The sequence below is a fragment of the Hymenobacter endophyticus genome, assembly GCF_032464715.1.
Classification (GTDB): domain Bacteria; phylum Bacteroidota; class Bacteroidia; order Cytophagales; family Hymenobacteraceae; genus Hymenobacter; species Hymenobacter endophyticus.
In genome coordinates this window covers 100,384-117,722 of record NZ_JAWDJT010000013.1, presented here as the reverse complement: position 1 = coordinate 117,722, position 17,339 = coordinate 100,384, and the positions used below count along the sequence as shown (strand labels likewise).

At 56.2% G+C, this 17,339-nt stretch carries 16 protein-coding genes and 1 tRNA gene; 5 read left to right on the top strand and 12 right to left on the bottom strand.

The features are described from left to right. Positions 1-504 precede the first annotated feature (504 nt). From ROI90_RS17650 to ROI90_RS17635, 4 genes are all read right to left on the bottom strand, one after another. Positions 505-2,436 (bottom strand): OmpA family protein, encoded by a 1,932-nt coding sequence (locus ROI90_RS17650; protein ID WP_315999682.1) that lies wholly within the window; start codon positions 2,434-2,436, stop codon positions 505-507. A gap of 96 nt (positions 2,437-2,532) precedes the next feature. Continuing rightward, positions 2,533-3,030, bottom strand: coding sequence for a hypothetical protein (locus ROI90_RS17645; RefSeq protein WP_315999681.1), 498 nt, complete (start codon positions 3,028-3,030; stop codon positions 2,533-2,535). A 128-nt stretch (positions 3,031-3,158) separates the two neighbouring features. Continuing rightward, a complete protein-coding gene (locus ROI90_RS17640; RefSeq protein ID WP_315999680.1) occupies positions 3,159-4,055 on the bottom strand; it encodes a (Fe-S)-binding protein in 897 nt (298 codons plus the stop codon). Between the two features lie 106 nt (positions 4,056-4,161). Further along, entirely contained in the window at positions 4,162-5,544 is a 1,383-nt protein-coding gene (locus ROI90_RS17635) for a 4Fe-4S dicluster domain-containing protein (RefSeq protein WP_315999679.1), read from the bottom strand. 180 nt (positions 5,545-5,724) lie between these two features. On the opposite strand from ROI90_RS17635, the gene ROI90_RS17630 reads away from it, so the two are divergent. Beyond that, a tRNA-Phe gene (locus tag ROI90_RS17630) sits at positions 5,725-5,797 on the top strand. A 73-nt stretch (positions 5,798-5,870) separates the two neighbouring features. Here ROI90_RS17630 and ROI90_RS17625 read toward each other — a convergent pair. After that, positions 5,871-6,242, bottom strand: a complete 372-nt coding sequence (locus ROI90_RS17625) for a hypothetical protein (protein WP_315999678.1) — start codon at positions 6,240-6,242, stop codon at positions 5,871-5,873. A 366-nt stretch (positions 6,243-6,608) separates the two neighbouring features. Between ROI90_RS17625 and nagB the strand changes: the two genes are divergently transcribed. Continuing rightward, a complete protein-coding gene (gene nagB, locus ROI90_RS17620) occupies positions 6,609-8,528 on the top strand; it encodes a glucosamine-6-phosphate deaminase (protein ID WP_315999677.1) in 1,920 nt (639 codons plus the stop codon). A gap of 3 nt (positions 8,529-8,531) precedes the next feature. On the opposite strand, the gene ROI90_RS17615 is transcribed toward nagB, so the two are convergent. Further along, complete coding sequence (locus tag ROI90_RS17615; RefSeq protein ID WP_315999676.1) at positions 8,532-9,710, bottom strand: DnaJ domain-containing protein; 1,179 nt, start codon at positions 9,708-9,710, stop codon at positions 8,532-8,534. A 145-nt stretch (positions 9,711-9,855) separates the two neighbouring features. Here ROI90_RS17615 and ROI90_RS17610 point away from each other — a divergent pair, with 145 nt between their 5' ends. Genes ROI90_RS17610 through ROI90_RS17600 form a run of 3 tightly spaced genes read left to right on the top strand, consistent with a single transcriptional unit; the run spans position 9,856 to position 11,771 of the window. Next, on the top strand, positions 9,856-10,242 hold the full coding sequence (locus ROI90_RS17610) for a phage holin family protein (RefSeq protein ID WP_315999675.1): 387 nt from the start codon (positions 9,856-9,858) through the stop codon (positions 10,240-10,242). A 7-nt stretch (positions 10,243-10,249) separates the two neighbouring features. Continuing rightward, positions 10,250-10,999, top strand: coding sequence for a hypothetical protein (locus ROI90_RS17605; RefSeq protein ID WP_315999674.1), 750 nt, complete (start codon positions 10,250-10,252; stop codon positions 10,997-10,999). Further along, entirely contained in the window at positions 10,977-11,771 is a 795-nt protein-coding gene (locus ROI90_RS17600) for a phosphoglycerol geranylgeranyltransferase (protein WP_315999673.1), read from the top strand. The genes ROI90_RS17605 and ROI90_RS17600 overlap by 23 nt, the downstream gene beginning before the upstream one ends. Positions 11,772-11,939: 168 nt before the next feature. Here ROI90_RS17600 and ROI90_RS17595 read toward each other — a convergent pair whose 3' ends face one another. The 6 genes from ROI90_RS17595 to panD form a co-directional block, all read right to left on the bottom strand. Further along, positions 11,940-12,863 (bottom strand): helix-turn-helix domain-containing protein, encoded by a 924-nt coding sequence (locus ROI90_RS17595; RefSeq protein WP_315999672.1) that lies wholly within the window; start codon positions 12,861-12,863, stop codon positions 11,940-11,942. Positions 12,864-13,021: 158 nt separating this feature from the next. Next, the gene (locus ROI90_RS17590; protein ID WP_315999671.1) at positions 13,022-14,161 is read right to left on the bottom strand and encodes an acyl-CoA dehydrogenase; all 1,140 of its coding nucleotides are present in this window, start codon (positions 14,159-14,161) and stop codon (positions 13,022-13,024) included. A 323-nt stretch (positions 14,162-14,484) separates the two neighbouring features. Further along, positions 14,485-15,174 (bottom strand): zinc metallopeptidase, encoded by a 690-nt coding sequence (locus ROI90_RS17585; RefSeq protein ID WP_315999670.1) that lies wholly within the window; start codon positions 15,172-15,174, stop codon positions 14,485-14,487. 71 nt (positions 15,175-15,245) lie between these two features. Beyond that, on the bottom strand, positions 15,246-15,728 hold the full coding sequence (gene rfaE2 / locus ROI90_RS17580; RefSeq protein WP_315999669.1) for a D-glycero-beta-D-manno-heptose 1-phosphate adenylyltransferase: 483 nt from the start codon (positions 15,726-15,728) through the stop codon (positions 15,246-15,248). Positions 15,729-15,817: 89 nt separating this feature from the next. Continuing rightward, positions 15,818-16,840 (bottom strand): lysylphosphatidylglycerol synthase transmembrane domain-containing protein, encoded by a 1,023-nt coding sequence (locus ROI90_RS17575; RefSeq protein WP_315999668.1) that lies wholly within the window; start codon positions 16,838-16,840, stop codon positions 15,818-15,820. Positions 16,841-16,945: 105 nt separating this feature from the next. Continuing rightward, positions 16,946-17,293: an aspartate 1-decarboxylase gene (gene panD / locus ROI90_RS17570; RefSeq protein WP_315999667.1), complete on the bottom strand. Its 348-nt coding sequence runs from the start codon at positions 17,291-17,293 to the stop codon at positions 16,946-16,948. Positions 17,294-17,339 lie beyond the last annotated feature (46 nt).

Genomic DNA, 17,339 nt, shown 5'->3' with positions numbered 1-17,339 from the left:
GGCTGCAAAGGTAAGCGACTGTTCTGCCTTTTTCCAAGAGTCAGGCGAAAAAAGTTTTTCGTATCGGACTCGTAAAAAGCGCCTCCTTCTGAAGCGGGGTGCAAAGGTAGCAACTTCTCGCTGCCATTTGCAACCCTGGTGGCTATCTTTTTTTCAGCCGGTGTTTCCGGGGAACCCAACGGGCTGAAGCCAGATGCCGGCAGGCAAGGTAGAGCTGGCGCGCTGGTGGCCCCAAGGGTTGGCAGCGGCCCCACCCGCGTTTCGGATTGGGAGTGCAAAAGTGGGGCTTTGGGGCGGAACTTCCAAACCCAGACGCGAAAATATCCGTTCAAGGCCGCGCAGATAGTTACTATCTACCTAGCATTCATGTATGTAGAGAAGCTTATTTTTTTGACTTTTGGTTCCCTGCCTTTTATAAACGACTGGAAGATGCGCTCTGGCATAACCATAAAAGCCCGCTCGGGTGTACCAAGCGGGCTTTTGTGGTTGTGCCAGAGCGCAGAACTACTCCGATACTTTCGTCACTTTGAATTCTGTGCGGCGGTTTCGTTGGTACTCCTCCTCTGTTTTGGCGGTTTTGATTACTGGACGTGATTCGCCGTAGCCTTTGGCTGTGATGCGGGACTTATCTATGCCCTTAGACACTATATAGGCTACTGCTGACTCTGCTCGTTTCTGGGACAAGGTCATATTGTAGGCATCCTTACCCCGCGAATCGGTATGTGAACTGAGTTCGATAGTGATTTTGGGATTATCATTCAGGGTTTGTACCAGCTTATCAAGTTCTGTGGCAGCGTCGGGACGAATTTCGGCTTTGTCGTAATCGTAGAAGATGTTGTCTACTACGATGGCCTTATTCTTCACGATTTTAGTTAGAGTGAGTGTAACGGGTACTTTCACATCGTTCATTAGGTCGGGCAGCGCATCTTGAGCAGGTTTGCGACCAACGGTGGTGAGCGAGTTACGAGCCGTGAAGTACCCGTTACGATCTGCTATGAGGGAATAATTAGCCGCTGAGCTATCCAGCTTCATGCTGAATTTGCCATCAGGGCCAGTAGTGACTTCCTGTAGCCTCTGGCCGCTGCTATTATATAGAGTAACTGCCTCGCTGGCAACGGGGGCAGTTTCCCCGGTTCTGTCGTTGCGCTCTACCAGCGAACCGTCGATATAGAAGGTAACCAGTTTGAGCGGCTTCTCCCGAAACATATAGAGGTCATCGGAGCCTTTACCACCGGAACGATTGGAGGAGAAAACGCCTGCCCTCTGATCCGTAAAGAAGGGGGCAAAGTCGTCACCGTTGCTATTGATGGGTGCTCCCAGGTTTACAACCTTTCCCTTTTCAACCTTGAAGATGTCCAGCTTGCCTAAGCCCGGATGACCGTCGGAGGAGAAATAGAGGGTGCCATTGGGCGCCACGGCCGGAAAATTCTCATTACCGGGCGTGTTGATTTGGTCGCCGAGGTTTTCGGGAGTGGAGAAACGGCCGGGGCTCTCCATTGATGACCGGTACAGATCATTGCCACCTAGCCCACCCTTACGAGTAGAGGTGAAATACAGGGTTTGCCCATCGGGGGAAAAGACCGGGGAGAATTCATCGGCGGTGCTGCTATTGACCCCGCGCAGGATTTCGGGTTCAGTCCATGCTCCGCTCCTATAATAAGAAGCCCACAGGTCGACGCTTAAATACCCCTTCTTAGAGCCGTTGTTGGAGCGGGCAAACACCATCATCTTGCCATCGGGCGAGTAGGTGGCGCTGGCTTCGTGCTTATCAGCGGAGTTGAAAATTGGGTCGAGTTTGCGGATGGTACCGCCCGTCATTTTCTGGTCGTCGTCGAATTTGACGGCGTACAGGTCGTTGTATCCTTCTCCGTTGCCAGCGAATACCTTGCCCTCGCGGCCGGATGCGAATACCAATTCCTTGGTATCGGGCATACGAGTGGTGCTGAACTCGGCGGCAGGCGTATTGACCTGGTCGAGGGGTGTTACTTCGTTGTTGGTGCGCATAGCTACCACGCTGGTGGCCAAGCGGGCATTTTTAGCATCGGTTTCAGCCCGGGCAGCCAGGGTGCGGTTGGCCCCGTTCTGCGCATAGGTTTCGAAACGGGTGGCTGCCTCCTCGAAATTTCCATTGGCTCGGAGTGCTTGCGCATAATAGTAGCCCGCGTCTGCATTCTTCACGCCGCCATCCAAGGCAGCTTTATAATAGGACTCGGATTGGTCGATGCGGTTAGACAGGCGGTAGGACTCGGCTAGCCGGTAGTTCGATTGGGCAATATTTTTTCCTTTGGCAACATCGGCTTTGTAGAGGGTAATAGCCGCCTCATACTCCCCGCGGGTGAAGCGCTTATCTGCTTTGGACAGGGTAGTGGAGCTGGCACAGCCGACCACGATAATCGAGCCGCTGGCCAGTGCGCAGGAGAGAAGATAGTGTTTCATAGAAAGAGAAGTTACCGTGTGCCTTGGCCGAGGACTGCTTGCGCTGCAACCTGGTGTTAATAATACCACTGATTCTGCGAATTTTCCTTTCGGAGGCTACAGATTGCCGGGAGAAAAGTAAGGAGCTAGCCAAGTGGTAACGGCCGGAGCAGGCCATTTGGTTTGCAATTGTGCCTGGGTAGCCACGGTATTATCAAAATAGGGCGTATCGGCTGCCACCGTTCCGTTGCTGATAGCCTGCTTGAGCTGTTGGCGGCTTAAAAGCTGTACTTCGCCGCTCACCAGAAATGCCATTTGAGACTTTTCCAGCAACTGGATTTCAAGCTGCTGCTCCAAGCCCTGCACAAACCGCACGGAGGCATCAATAGAACACCCACTAGCATCGGCTACGGCTTCATCAAGGCCAATTACTAAAAACTGATGATGCAGAATAACGGCGGAAGCCGCTAAGGCGCGGCCGTGACTAGTCCAGTCGGTGGCGAACTGCTGCAGAACTGGCTGCAACGCCTGTTGCTCGGTGGGGGTGAAGGGCCGGTTTGCCTGGTAAATCCAGAGGCGGGCCGAAGCGGGCAGCTGGTGGAAGGGAACGTACATAACGAGGAGAAAGGGCTACTTATACTACAAAGAAAGAGCCCCACCCGGAAGTTCCGGTGCGGGGCTCCTGTTTCGTTGGGCGTTGCCAGCTTTAATTGCCAGCGTCCCATATGAAGGCTGACAACTCGCTACGCGTTGAGGCCTTCAGCAGAGGCAATCAGCTCCGCCAAGTCAAACACCTGCACGTCTGATTCACGCTCCTTGTTCTTTACCCCATCAGCCATCATAGTCATGCAGAAGGGGCAGGCCACGGCAATAACGCTACCGCCACGGTTGGAGCCGGCGGGCAGCACAGGAGCGGTACTCTCCACGCCCTGCAGGCTCAGCAGCACATCGGCGTCGCCATCCAAAGTAGCCAGGGCTTCCTCGGCACGCTCCACGTTCACGTCTTTCTTGCCGGGCTCGGGCTCTTTCCACATTTGGGCGCCGCCGGCACCGCAGCAGAGGCCGTTGGTTTTGCAGCGCTTCATTTCCAGCAGGTCGGCGTCCAATACCTCCAGCACCTCACGCGGGGCCTCGTAGATATTGTTGGCGCGGCCCAGGTAGCAGGAGTCATGAAAGGTGATGCGGCGGCCCTTGAACGACTCCCCACCTTTAGCCGTCACCTTGCCCTCGTTGATGAGTTGCTGCAGGAAGGTGCTGTGGTGAATCACCTCAAACTCGCCGCCCAGCGCGGGGTACTCGTTTTTGATGGTGTTGAAGCAGTGCGGGCAGGCCGTTACTACTTTTTTGATGCCGTAGCCATTGAGGGTGGCAATGTTGGTCATGGCCTGCATCTGGAACAGGAACTCGTTGCCGGCACGCTTGGCCGGGTCGCCGGTGCAGGATTCTTCCATGCCCAGCACGGCGTAGCTCACGCCCACGTGTTCCAGAATGCGGACGAAGGCGCGGGTTACGCGCTTATACCGGTCGTCGAAGGCGCCGGCGCAGCCCACCCAGAACAGGATTTCCGGCGACTCGCCCCGGGCAGCTAGGTCGGCCATCAGCGGAACAGATACGGGGCGTTTGGCAGTTTGCTCAGCCATTATAGTTGGTTGACAGTTGTCAGTTAGTAGTTGTCAGGCAGGGCCGTCAGTTGGGCTTGTCGTCGTCCATTTTCTGACAACAGACAACCAGCAACTGACAACTCCCTTATTTTTCCGTCACGAACAAGTCGTCGGCCCAGTTGAAACGGTCGGAAGGCGAGAAAGCCCAGGGGGCACCGTTATTTTCGATGTTGCTGAACATCACGTTCAGGGAGTTGGGGGCAGCCGACTCCTCTAGCACCAGGAAGCGGCGCATCTCGATAATGCTTTCCAGGGGGTTGATGTTCACGGGGCAGGCTTCCACGCAGGCGTTGCAGGTGGTGCAGGCCCATAGCTCTTCGGGCGTTACGTAGCCGCGCAGCAGGGTATGATTTTCCTTGTCGAGCTGCTCTTGGGGGTTATGCTTGGCCTCCGCCCCGTACAGGCTGGGGTGAAAAATCAACGGCGAGTTGTATTTCTCCTCCACCCTATCCCGGGTGTCCATAATGATTTTGCGGGGCGAGAGAAGCTTGCCGGTGAGGTTGGCCGGGCACACCGAAGTGCAGCGGCCACACTCGGTGCAGGAGTAGGCGTTGAGCAAGTTGGTCCAAGCCAAATCGTCCACGTCTTTGGCGCCGAAGGGAGTGGGCGCGGCGGCCGAGCCATCGGGATTGGTGGCTGGGGCGGGTACCTGGTAGCTGGGGTCCATCATGGCTTTCACCTCGTGGGTGATGCTCTCCACGTTCGAGAACTGCCCCTGCGGCACCAGCCGGGAGTAGAACACATTGGGGAAGGCCATGATGATGTGGAAGTGCTTGCTGCTGGGCAAGTAGTTCAGGAACAGTAGAATGCCCACAATGTGCGCCCACCAGCCCACGCGCTCCAGTACGACAAGAGCAGTGAGGTTGTCCGGGAATAAACCGGTGAGCAGACTGCTAACTGGGAATGCGCCAGGCAAATCCTTGCCCTCTAGCTGGTGCAGCTTCAGGTCGGCGGCGTTCATGGTGAACAGCGCCACCATCAGAATCACCTCCACATACAGAATCACATTAGCGTCAAGTTTGGGCCAGGCTCGTAGCTCGGGGCCCGTGAAACGACGCACCACGCCCACGTTGCGGCGCCACCAGAAAGCTACTACGGCCAGTACCACCAGCGCGCCCAGTACCTCGTTGGTACCAGTGAGAGCCGAGTACAGCGGACCGAGAAACTGCAGAAACCGGTGCGTGCCGAACAGGCCATCCACCATGATTTCAATGACCTCAATGTTGATGACAATGAAGCCGATGTAGACGATAAGGTGCAGGATGGCTGGCGTAAGGCGCTTAAACATCTTCTGCTGCCCGAAGGCTACCAGCAGCGTATTCCAGAGGCGCTCAGTAACGTGGCCGCTCATATCCCGGTCGCGCCCGACGAGGATATTGGCCCGAATCTTCCGCGCTTGCCAGGCAAACAGGCCGAAGCCCGCTACCGCCACCAGCAGGAAGAGGAGGTTTTGGATGGAGAAGTGCACGGGAATTTGGGTAGGTTTGGGGTTTAGGCCGAAATATACTCGTTATGCATAACAAATTACAGCTTTTCCAGCTGTTAGTTTATCTGCACGAAAAAAAGTTGTGGTTACTCTTGCAGGTTGCAAATCCTTTACTACTTTTGTGCTCCCTAATGGCTACAACGCCCCGGGGAACAACGAGCTGGTAATGTAGCTCAGTTGGTAGAGCACAGCACTGAAAATGCTGGTGTCGTTGGTTCGATTCCAATCATTACCACAGAAACCCTCTTAGCAGTTCGCTAAGAGGGTTTTTTGTTTTCTATCACTTAGGATTGGCGTTGGGTTGACGGTTACGAAGCCACGGAGTGCGAACGATGCAGAGCGGATATGATGTGCGAGCCACGGCCACCATGCTGCTGAAAGAACGTGTCAACCAGATATTCAAGCAGCGACAAATCATTGGTTTCCAACTCGGCTACGACCTGCTGCAAGGCCGAAACATGCCGCTCGGTGGTAAGTAGCAGGCCCGGTTCCTCTACCCAAGAGTAGGCATACAGCCGGGTGCCGTCGGTAGCGACAGTTTGGTGCAGATACCGCACATCGGAGGCCGGAATAATGGTTTCTTCCGCAGTGCCAATGGGATAGTCCCAGGAACGATACAGGGAAATCCGGGTAAATCCCAGCTTCAGCAAGGCGGCATCTTTGTTGGTGGCAGAAAGCATGGGCTAGGGCGGAGAGAGTGAAGAGGTCAGGTGCGCTACTCTGCAAGGTGCACGACGAAGCGGGTAGTGAAAAGGAAGGGTACGCCCCACTTGTGACATGCCAGAATGCATCCTAATGTTGGTTGCAGGAAGGCAGATAAGCTGTAAATGCCAGCTACAGGCCCGCCTGCCTAAACCTGGGATGATATTATCCGCTGAAGTATTGGGCCCCTGTGACATGCCGCTTCCTTTGAAAAGTGGGCTGAGGTAGTGCCAAGACATACGCCAGCTGGTTGGCCAAAAAGATTTGGGTATCTCTGGAGTTTCTCGTGCAGAAACGTGTACTTCCCTCGTCGTTCGTACCCGTTGCACTTACTTCTGCCTCCTATGCAAACCACGCCCGAGTTGCGCGCTGAGCGCCTGCCCACCACCGTGTATCCCGATTCAGAGCTGGCTTCTGTGGCGGTGGCTCAGCAAATTGCCAACCTGATCCGGCAACGCGCCGCTGAGCACCGCCCCTGCGTGCTGGGGCTCGCCACGGGCTCTACTCCTACCCGGCTGTATGAGGAACTGGTGCGCCTGCACCGCGAGGAAGGCCTGAGTTTTCAGAATGTAGTGACGTTTAACCTGGACGAGTACTTCCCTATGGCACCCGGCTCTCTGCAGAGTTATGTGCGCTTTATGCAGGAATACCTGTTCGAGCACATTGATATCCGGCCCGAGAACGTACACATTCCCGACGGAACCCTGCCCCAAGAGCAGGTGGCCGAGTTTTGCCGGCGTTATGAGGAGCAGATCAGAGAAGCCGGTGGGGTTGATTTGCAGGTGTTGGGTATTGGCCGCACGGGCCATATTGGCTTTAATGAGCCGGGCTCCGGGTCCGCCTCCCGCACCCGCCTGATTACCCTCGACCATATTACCCGCACCGACGCCGCATCTGACTTTTACGGGGAGGAAAACGTACCGCGCCGGGCCATAACCATGGGCGTAGGCACCATATTGGAGGCCCAACACATTGTACTGCTGGCCTGGGGCGAGGGCAAGGCGGCCGTGGTGAAGCGCATGGTGGAGGGGGAAATGACCGATTCGGTGCCGGCCACCTACCTGCAGCAGCATCCTAGCGTACAAGTGGTGCTAGATGAAGCGGCCGGGGCAGAACTCACCCGCCTGAAAACCCCTTGGCTGGTAGGCCGCCACCTCAACTGGCAGCACGCTCCCACCGTGCGCAAAGCGGTGACATGGCTGGCGCGCACCCTGCAAAAGCCTATTCTCAAGCTCACTGATGAAGACTACAATGAAAATGGCCTCTCAGAACTGCTAGCCGAGTCGGGGCTGGCTTATGACATCAATATCCGGGTGTTTCGGCAACTGCAGCGCACTATTACCGGCTGGCCCGGGGGCAAGCCCCACGCCGATGATACTGACCGGCCCGAGCGTGCCGCTCCCTTCCCCAAACGAGTGCTCATTTTCTCGCCCCACCCCGACGACGACGTGATTAGCATGGGTGGCACACTGTTGCGGCTGGTTGACCAGGGCCACGAGGTGCATGTAGCCTACCAGACATCGGGCAATATTGCCGTGTTTGATGACGAGGCCATCCGGTTTGCGGAATTTGTAGCGGAGTACGACAGCATGTTCCGCCTAGATGAGCAGCCGGCCGAAACCCTTTACCACCGCGTGGCGGAGTTTCTGCGCAACAAGCAGCCCGGGCAGGTCGACTCCGAGGAAGTACAGCAGATCAAGGGCTTGATTCGGCGGGGTGAAGCCAAGAGTGCCTGCCGCTACGCCGGAATTCCGGATGAGCACATTCACTTCCAGGACCTACCTTTTTACGAAACCGGCCGGGTGCGCAAAAAGCCAATTGGGGAAGAGGACATCCGGCTGACCATGGAACTGCTCAGCCACATACAACCGCAGCAGGTGTACGCCGCCGGCGACCTATCAGACCCGCACGGCACGCACCGCGTGTGCTTGGCCGCTATTTTTGAAGCCATGCACCGCCTGAAAGCAGCGGGGGCCGCGTGGCTGTCGGAGTGCCGGGTGTGGCTGTACCGGGGGGCCTGGCAGGAGTGGGACGTGGATCAGATTGAAATGGCGGTGCCACTCTCCCCCCAGGAGCTCACGCGCAAGCGCCGGGCCATCTTCAAACACCAGAGCCAGAAAGACCGGCCGCTGTTTCCGGGGGCCGACCAGCGCGAATTCTGGCAACGAGCCGAAGAACGAAACCGCACTACCGCCCGCCTCTATGACCAACTGGGCCTACCTGAGTACGAGGGTATTGAGGCCTTTGTACGCTGGCACTTCTAACCCCTAGCGCTCCGCCTTCACTACCTGCCCCACGGGCTGCCCAGTGCGTGCGCAGGTAGTGTCGCGGGCGGCGCGGGCGAAGCCATAGCCCTGCAGGATGGCTTTCTGAAAATAGTCGCAGGCCTGCTCTGAGCGGCGCTGCTGCTGCGCCACCCGGCCCAGCAGGAAATATACCTGCCCACTGCGCGGTGTAATCGTCAGTACATCCCAGTAGTCGCTCTGGGCGGCATCAAACTGCCGAAGCTTGAACTGAGCCAGACCCCGAAACGTGAGCAAGCGGGCTTGCAGCCGCGACTGGGCCGGAGCGTGGCGTAGGGCCTGGCTGAACAGCTTGGCTGCGGGGGCAAACTGCTGCCGCTCAAATAACAGAAACTCCCCCCGCAGCAAACCGGCCCTGGCCACAGTACTATCCAGCTGCAGGGCCTGCTGGTAGGCAAACTGGGCCGAATCAGGCTGCTGCAAAATGGCCCAGCACTGCCCCATCCGGAGCCAGAGTTTAGCGCGGTACGGCGCTTCAGCGTCGGGTAAGGCCGCTCGGTAGTCGCGCAGGGCCGCTGCGTAGTTGCGGTGAGCCAGCTGCTCCACCTCACCCCGGCGGCGTAGCGCAGGCTCATACCCCGGCTTGAAGTGCAGGGCATCGGTGAAGTAGCTGTGGGCGCCTTCAAAGTTGGCTTGGGCGTAGGCGGCCACGCCCCGTTCGTAATTACGTACCCCCGATACGTGGTCCATCGTGACTTTCACCGAGAGAATGAACAGCAGAAAGCCCAGGGCCGCCAGCGCCGTTACCCAATAGTCACGACGAGTAAACTGTACTTTCTGCCGCGGAATTGGCCGGTAGTGCCGCTCCTGCGCACCCGCCGGGGGGCGGGTGCGCAACGGGGCTGGGGGCGGCATGGGCACACCGTACACCCGCTGACTATGCTGCTGATACTGTTGCTGCCGCCGCGCTTCCTCGGCCCGGCGCGCGGCCACTTGCAACTGATAATCATACTGGGCCCGCCGCCCAGGGTCACCGAGCACATGGTAAGCGGTGGCCACTGCCTTAAATAACTCCTCGTATAGTGTGCTGCCGCCGTGCTTGTCGGGGTGGTACTGCACTGCCAGCCGCTTGTAGGCCCGCTTAATGTCGGGCGCTGATGCGGAGGACGATACGCCTAATACTTGGTAATGATTCTGACTCAACGGCAACTGGGTAGACCGCTAAAAGTACGGCAATTTTCAGACACGATGTGGCCTTTTCCGTAAGAGGTTGCTACTGTGAAACTGGTACGCATCCGGCTTTCCAGCCGGCTACTCTGTAACATCGTTTTCTGCAAAATTTCTCCCCATGGCCTTATTCTCCACCGAAGACGACACTTCCAAAACGCCCCGCACCGATAACCTGATGGGCAACCTGATGGGCTACCTCGATACGCGCATTGATTTGGTACGCCTTGAAGCGCAGGAAAAAGTTAAAACTGCTTTTGTTGGCACCGTACACGGCGTTACGCTAGGGCTCATCGGTTTGCTGTTTTTTGTATTCCTGAATCTGTTTGTGGCCTTGCTTCTCAATGATGTGCTAGACAGCCCGTACTGGGGCTTCGGTATTGTAGCGGGCTTCTATCTGCTGCTGCTCATCATTTTTGTAGTAGGCATCGACAAAAAGCTGTTCCAAGGCTTGGCCGATAAGCTGCTAAACAACACTATTTACAAATCCGACAAACGCCAAGCCTAATTCACCAATGGCCGATCTGCACAACCCACTGTTCGAGGACGAGAAGGAGTTTCTGGAGCATCAGAAGCTGGAATACGAGCGTGCCCTTTTGGGCGACGTAGAGGAAATTAAAGCCAAAACCCAGGAGGTTGGCAAGTACGTAGCCATTGGTGCGGGCATTTTGGGCGGCGCCTGGCTGCTAAGCAAAGCCCTTGGGGGCCGCAAGTCGCCCAAAAAGCTGAAAGGCCCCCACCAAGACGAGTACAACCGCCACCTGAAACCAAGTGCTCCTCGTCCGCGCCGGGTACCAACCTCCACTACTGCCGATACTGCTGTTACCGATGACCTAGGGTTTGGCTCAGGCCATCATCAGCCCGCCAAAATCCGTACGCAGCCAACCCCGGCCTCTAAGCGTGCCGATATTGCGCCTGATGTGTACCACACCGATGCCGACCCTTTTCAGCCGGTAAATACTTCCGTACGCTACCCAATTACTGCCTACCAGGCAGCCACTCCCCCGCCCCATCAGCAAGAGGCGTCTTCCATTTTTGCTTCGGCCATTAAATCATTTCTGCAGTCAGATACTGGTAAAGTGCTGGTCGCTCAGGCTTCGGCAGTGCTGATGGCCTACGTGGCAAAGAAAGCCGGGGAATATTTGCCAATGCTTAAAAATCCCGACCTTGCAGCTTCCGGCTCGGTTCATGCTGAGCCCGAAACCAAGGATATCGATTTTACTTATCACCACGACGACGCGGATGCGCCTCACCAGCCTGTATGATGCCCTGAGCAAACGCCGGATGCAGGGCCAAAAGTCATTGGCCGTTTTGCTCGACCCAGATAACCTGGACGAGGAAAGCTGCCAGCGCATCCTGGAGCTTAGTGAGCAGCACACAGTTGATTACTTTTTTATGGGCGGCAGTCTGGTGACCAGTGTACACCAGGCTGCCCTCATTCGTTTTATCAAGAGCCGCTCAGCGGTGCCGGTTTTACTGTTCCCCAGCAACAGTTTGCATCTGGATGCTCAAGCCGACGGCATTCTGCTGCTGTCCTTGATTTCGGGCCGCAACCCCGATTTTTTGATTGGGCAACACGTTATAGCAGCTCCTCTATTGCGCGCCAGCAACCTGCAAATTTTGCCCACCGGCTACATGCTGGTTGACACTGGCCGCCAGACTACTGCCAGTTATATTAGCGGCACCACGCCCCTGCCTTACGACAAGCCCAGTATTGCGGCCTGCACGGCCATGGCTGGCGAGCAGCTCGGCCTGCGGCTGATGTACCTAGATGGTGGCAGCGGCGCCATGTACCCCGTGTCGCCGGCCATGATCCGGGCAGTACGGCAGGCCGTTGATACCCCGCTTATTGTGGGAGGCGGTATCAATACCCAGGAAAAAGCCCAAGCTGCTTTAGAAGCCGGTGCCGACGTTATCGTGGTTGGGAATCATATTGAGAAAGATCCTAGCTTTCTGGCCGAAATGTCGCACACTATCCGCCATTTCAACCAGCCCACTGATTCCACGGATTTTTCGCGGATTACGCGGATTTTGTAGCCGATTATCTGGCGGCACACACGCCGGTGGGTGCCAGCAATTGTCGGTACACACAACAAAAAAGGCCTGCTGTGTAGCAGGCCTTTTTTGTTGGAACTCAGAGTTAATGCAGTTGGCTGGTCTACAAAATCCGTGAAATCCGTCGAAAAATCTGTGAAATCAGTGGTCTTAGATGTTCATGGCGGACTCGCGGCGGCGCATTTTGCCAGCCGGAATACCGAACATCATCTTGAAGCGGCGGCAGAAATAGGCGGTGTCCTTGTAGCCTACTTCCTTGCCAATATCCCGTATGCTCTTTTTGGTGGTGCGTAGCAGGAATACGGCCCGCTCCATGCGCTGGTACTCAATGTAATCCTGGGGATTGATGCCGGTGAGCATCTTGAAGTACTGCCCCACGTAATCTTCCGATACGTTGGCTACGCCCGACAATACCTTGTTCGACAGGTCGCCACCGATGTTCTCCTTGATATAGTTGAACAGGTCGATGAGGCGGGGATCCTTAAAGTAGGTGCTGTTGGTGGCCAACTGCTCCACGAACATCTTGTTTTTCAGGATGTAGCGCACTATCTCCACCACAATATTCTCGGTGTAGATTGTGATAAGCCGCTCCCGGCCCGGCAGTTCCTGCAGGCTTTCCTCTACTACTTTGATGACCAGGTTGGCCAGCTTGGAGTTGCCGCTAATCAGGAAGGCCGGCACGTCCAGGGAAGCAAAGAAGTTCACCGAGTCAAACACCTTCGCCTCAAAGCTCACGAAAGAGTGGCTTTCCTCAGCGTCCCCAATCAGGTCGAGGTCGGAGTTGGAGTGAAAGAATTTGTCTTTGTTCGTGATGAGGTCATCGTTGGTGATGCTCTTACTTGAGGTCTCACCGTAGGTAACCTTAGTAGCGCGGCCACCCGGAATGAACAGCATCTCCCCTTCTTCCACTACCTGCTCCTCATCCCCGAAGGAAAGACGGCCCTTGTGTAACAGAATCAGGTTATTGCCTACATCGTAGGAGTTTTTGACGGTAAAGGGCTGTTGCAGTACGAGGTTTTTCGCCTTGATGTAGCGAACCCCCAGCGACTCTATCACTTTATTATAATCTTCCATCTTTATCGAGCGGTTGGGTGAGACTCGGGATGGGCAGGAAATAGCACCCCGGACTTATCTAATGCAAAATAACATATAAAAATTCACAAAAACACAAAACCCAGCTAATATTTAGCTGGGTTTTGTGCAATAAGCCTGACTTTAAGGCAATTCAGAAGCTACTTGAGAATTTCCCGCGAGATTACAATTTTCTGAATCTCGGAGGTTCCTTCATATATCTGTGTGATTTTAGCGTCGCGCATCAGGCGCTCTACGTGGAACTCCTTCACGAAACCATAGCCGCCGTGGACTTGCACTGCTTCCACAGCCGTGTCCATGGCCGTTTTAGAGGCGAACAGCTTGGCCATGGCCCCCGATTTGGCGTAGTCCTGGTGAGCATCCTTATCGTGGGCAGCCTGCAGGCACAACAGGCGGGCGGCGTCAATGTTGGTAGCCATATCGGCCAATTTAAACTGAATGGCCTGGTGCTGGGAAATCGGCACGCCAAAGGCTTTGCGCTCTTTGGAGTACTTTAACGACAGCTCGTATGCGCCCGAGGCAATACCCAAGGCTTGAGCGGCAATGCCAATACGGCCGCCGGCTAGTACCTGCATGGCAAATTTGAAGCCAAAGCCATCCTCGCCAATACGGTTTTCCTTGGGCACTTTCACATCCGTAAACATGAGGGAGTGCGTATCGGAGCCACGAATACCCAGCTTGTTTTCCTTGGGCCCTACTACAAAGCCGGGCATATCCTTCTCCACAATAAGGGCGTTGATACCGCGGTGCTTTTTCTCGGGGTCAGTTTGGGCAATAACCAGGTACACGGAGGCCGAAGAACCGTTGGTAATCCAGTTTTTGGTACCGTTGAGCAGGTAATGATCACCCTTATCTTCGGCGGTGGTGCTTTGGCTGGTAGCATCCGAACCGGCTTCGGGCTCCGACAGGGCAAAGGCGCCGATGATTTCGCCGGTGGTCAGCTTAGTCAGGTACTTCTGCTTCTGCTCCTCGGTGCCATATTTCTCCAGGCCCCAGCACACCAGTGAGTTGTTCACCGACATGATAACGGAGCAGGAGGCATCTACCTTGCTGATTTCCTCCATGGCCAGCACGTAGCTCACCGTGTCCATACCGCCGCCGCCGTATTCGGGGCTTACCATCATGCCCAGAAAACCCAGCTCACCCATTTTCTTGATTTGCTCGGCGGGGAACTTCTGGTGTTCATCACGCTCAATTACGCCGGCCCATAGTTCACTCTGGGCAAAGTCGCGGGCGGCGGCCTGTACGGCTAGTTGTTCTTCGGTGAGCTGAAAATCCATCGGTAAAGAAAAGGGTGGGGTGGGAAAATGGGCTAATCAAGGACAAGCGTAAATTCGCTGGCAGGTCAAAATTAACCCGTTGTTTTTGCAGATTAAGCAGAAGCCACAGTTTTTTATCGGTGCGCCTGCCAAATAAGACCGGAAGCCGGATTTTGTTTTATAGCTGCTACAACATCTTGCACGCTCTAATGGTGCCGCGTTGCCTTTATACTGGGTATACGGATGCGTTTGTAGGATTCCGATAATGAGGGCAACTGCCCAACGTAAAGCGGCTACCCCAGTTGCCCGGAGTAGCCGCTTTGGTGCGGTAAGCAGATAGAATATTAGCGGCGGCGGCCCATTAGCAGCGTGGCGTAATAGAACAGCGTAGCCAGGGAGCCCAGGGCAGCTACCACGTAGGTCATGGCGGCCCACCACAGAGCATCTTTGGCCATCACATGCTCCTCAGCGGTTACGATGTTGCGCTTGTCCATCCAGGCCAGGGCCCGTTTGGAGGCATCAAACTCCACAGGCAGGGTAACGAAGCTGAAAAGAGTAGTAAGCGCAAAGAAGACTACCCCGATGGTAAGCGGCAACGGCGTAGTACGTAGCATGATGACGCCCAAGAACAGCAAAATGGGCATGAACTTGGAAACCGCACCCAGCGCCGGCACCATAGCCGAGCGGAACTGCAGGGCGCTGTAAGCAGTGGCATGCTGCACAGCATGGCCACACTCGTGAGCGGCCACGGCCGCAGCGGCGGCGCTCCGGTCGTTGTACACCGACTCGCTGAGGTTGACCGTTTTGTCGGTGGGGTTGTAGTGGTCGGTGAGTTGGCCTTCGGTGCTGATGATGCGCACATCGGTGATGCCGTGGTCGGCAAGCATCAGCTCGGCAATCTGGCGGCCGGAGAGGCCGTTGCGCAGGCCTACCTGCGAGTACTTCTCAAACTTGCTGCGCAGGCGCATCTGGATAAGCCAGGAGGCCAGCATGGTGAGCAGCACGATGATGTAGGCCGGACTAATGTGGTACATGGGAAAGAGGGTTTACGTGAAAAAGGCGCCCGGCACCGTCTGGGGCTTCCCTCCCTGGAAAGCTCCCGTGACTAAGCGCCGCGCAGAATCCGCTCAACGATGCGCGTGGTGCTGTAGCCGGCTACCAGCGGTACGGTAAGTACCTGGCCACCGTTCTGTAACACTACTTCATGGCCCACAATTCCGCTGATCTGGTAATCGTCGCCCTTCACCAGGATGTTGGGGCGCAGAGCTTCAATCAGGGCCAAAGGAGTTTGCTCATCGAAAAGCACTACTGCATCCACAAACAAAAGCGAGGCCAACACCCGCGCCCGTGACACTTCGTCCTGCAAAGGCCGACCAGGCTTGAGGCAGCTCACGGAGGCGTCTGTGTTCAGGCCCACTACCAGCCGCTGGCCCAGGTGGCGGGCCTGCTCCAAGTAATCGACGTGGCCCAGGTGCAGCAAATCAAAGCACCCGTTAGTGAACACCACTTTCTCACCAGTAGCCTGCCACCCGGCTACTACCGGCAGCAACGCCTCGCGGCTCATGATTTTTTCTTTAGTCCACTGCATAACGTGTCGAACAGAGGGAAATTGGTCGTAAAAAAGGGCAGCCCGGCTGCAGGGCAACCAGGCGGCTAAACTACAGTAAAGCTGCCGGCTTAGGCCGCCACCTCGGACAGCACGGCTTTTTTGCCCGATTTCATCATGCTGATCAGGAAGCTGACGCCACCCATCAGCACCACCAGCAGGGTCTGGGAGCCGTGCACCACCAGCGCATAGGCAATACCGGCCTCCTTGCTGACGCCGTACACCAGCAGAATACCCTGTACCATAATGTGAAATGGCCCTACTCCACCGGCCACTGGAGCGGCCATACCGAAAGCCCCGAACGTAAGAACGGCCAAGCCGGCGCGCATACCCAGGTCGTAGGTAGCCGGGAAGGCGAAGAAGGCCAGGTAATCCATGAGGAAGTACACCAACCAGGTGAAAAGGGTATGGAGCAGGAAAGTGCCCTTGCGCTCCATCTTCAGCACGCTGAACACCCCGGCCAGCAGGCCCTTCACAAAGGTCATGGCTTTGTTGAACAATGCGTTCTGGCGCAGGCGCTCCAGGTTACGGAACACGGCGTAAGCCAGCGTGAGCAGCAGCAGCGTGGCAATACCCAGCGCCAGCAGCAGCGGCGTGCGGTTGCGGGCCAGGGCATCGTAGCGGCCGGCCAGCAGGTTATCGGTCACGAACGTCCAGAAGGTGTTGAAGTCCAGCAGCAGCGTGGCCCCCAGCAGGCCCAGCAGCACCAGCACATCAATTACCCGCTCGGTTACCACGGTTCCCAGCGCCACCTGCACCGGCACGCCGCTGGTACGCCGCAGCACCGAGCACCGGATAACCTCTCCCATGCGCGGCAGCACCATATTGGCCAGGTAGCCCACCATCATGGCGTGGTACACGTCCCAGTAGCGGGGCTTGTGGCCGGTGGGGTCAATCTGCATCTTCCAGCGGTAGGCCCGGCTGAAATAGCCCAGCGCCGATAGGACCGTGGTAATGAGCAGCCAAGAATAGTTGGCCTCGCGCACGTACTGCCCCACGCGGCTCAGGTCTTGGCCCTGCAAGGCGTAGCGCATCAGCAGCACCGATACGGCCAGTAGCAGGACATACTTGATAATATTGAGCAGTTGTTTCATGTAGAAATATGATGGTACAAGTCTGTGTATTTCCTGCAGCAAAAAGGCTGGCTATTCTGGAGGTAGAATAGCCAGCCTTCCTTCCGTAAGAGCCTCCACTAGGGGCTAGGCTACGCGGTTGTGTTGATCCGGGAAAATCACCGTGGGCTTGTGGGCTTTGGCCTCGGCAAAGTCGATGAGGGCGTAAGAAATGATAATAACAATGTCGCCGACGGCTACGCGGCGCGCGGCCGGCCCATTCAGGCAAATCATTCCTGAGCCCCGCTCACCCTTGATAGTATAGGTTTCGAACCGCTCCCCATTGTTAATATTCACGATGGTTACCTTCTCATTTTCCACCATATTGGCCGCATCCAGCAGGTCCTCATCAATGGTGATACTACCCACGTAGTGCAGCTCCGCCTGCGTGACTTTTACGCGGTGAATTTTCGACTTAAGAACCTCAATATGCATGGCCAGGAAAAGCGGGTGGTTTTTGGCCCGCAAAGATACGAAAGGT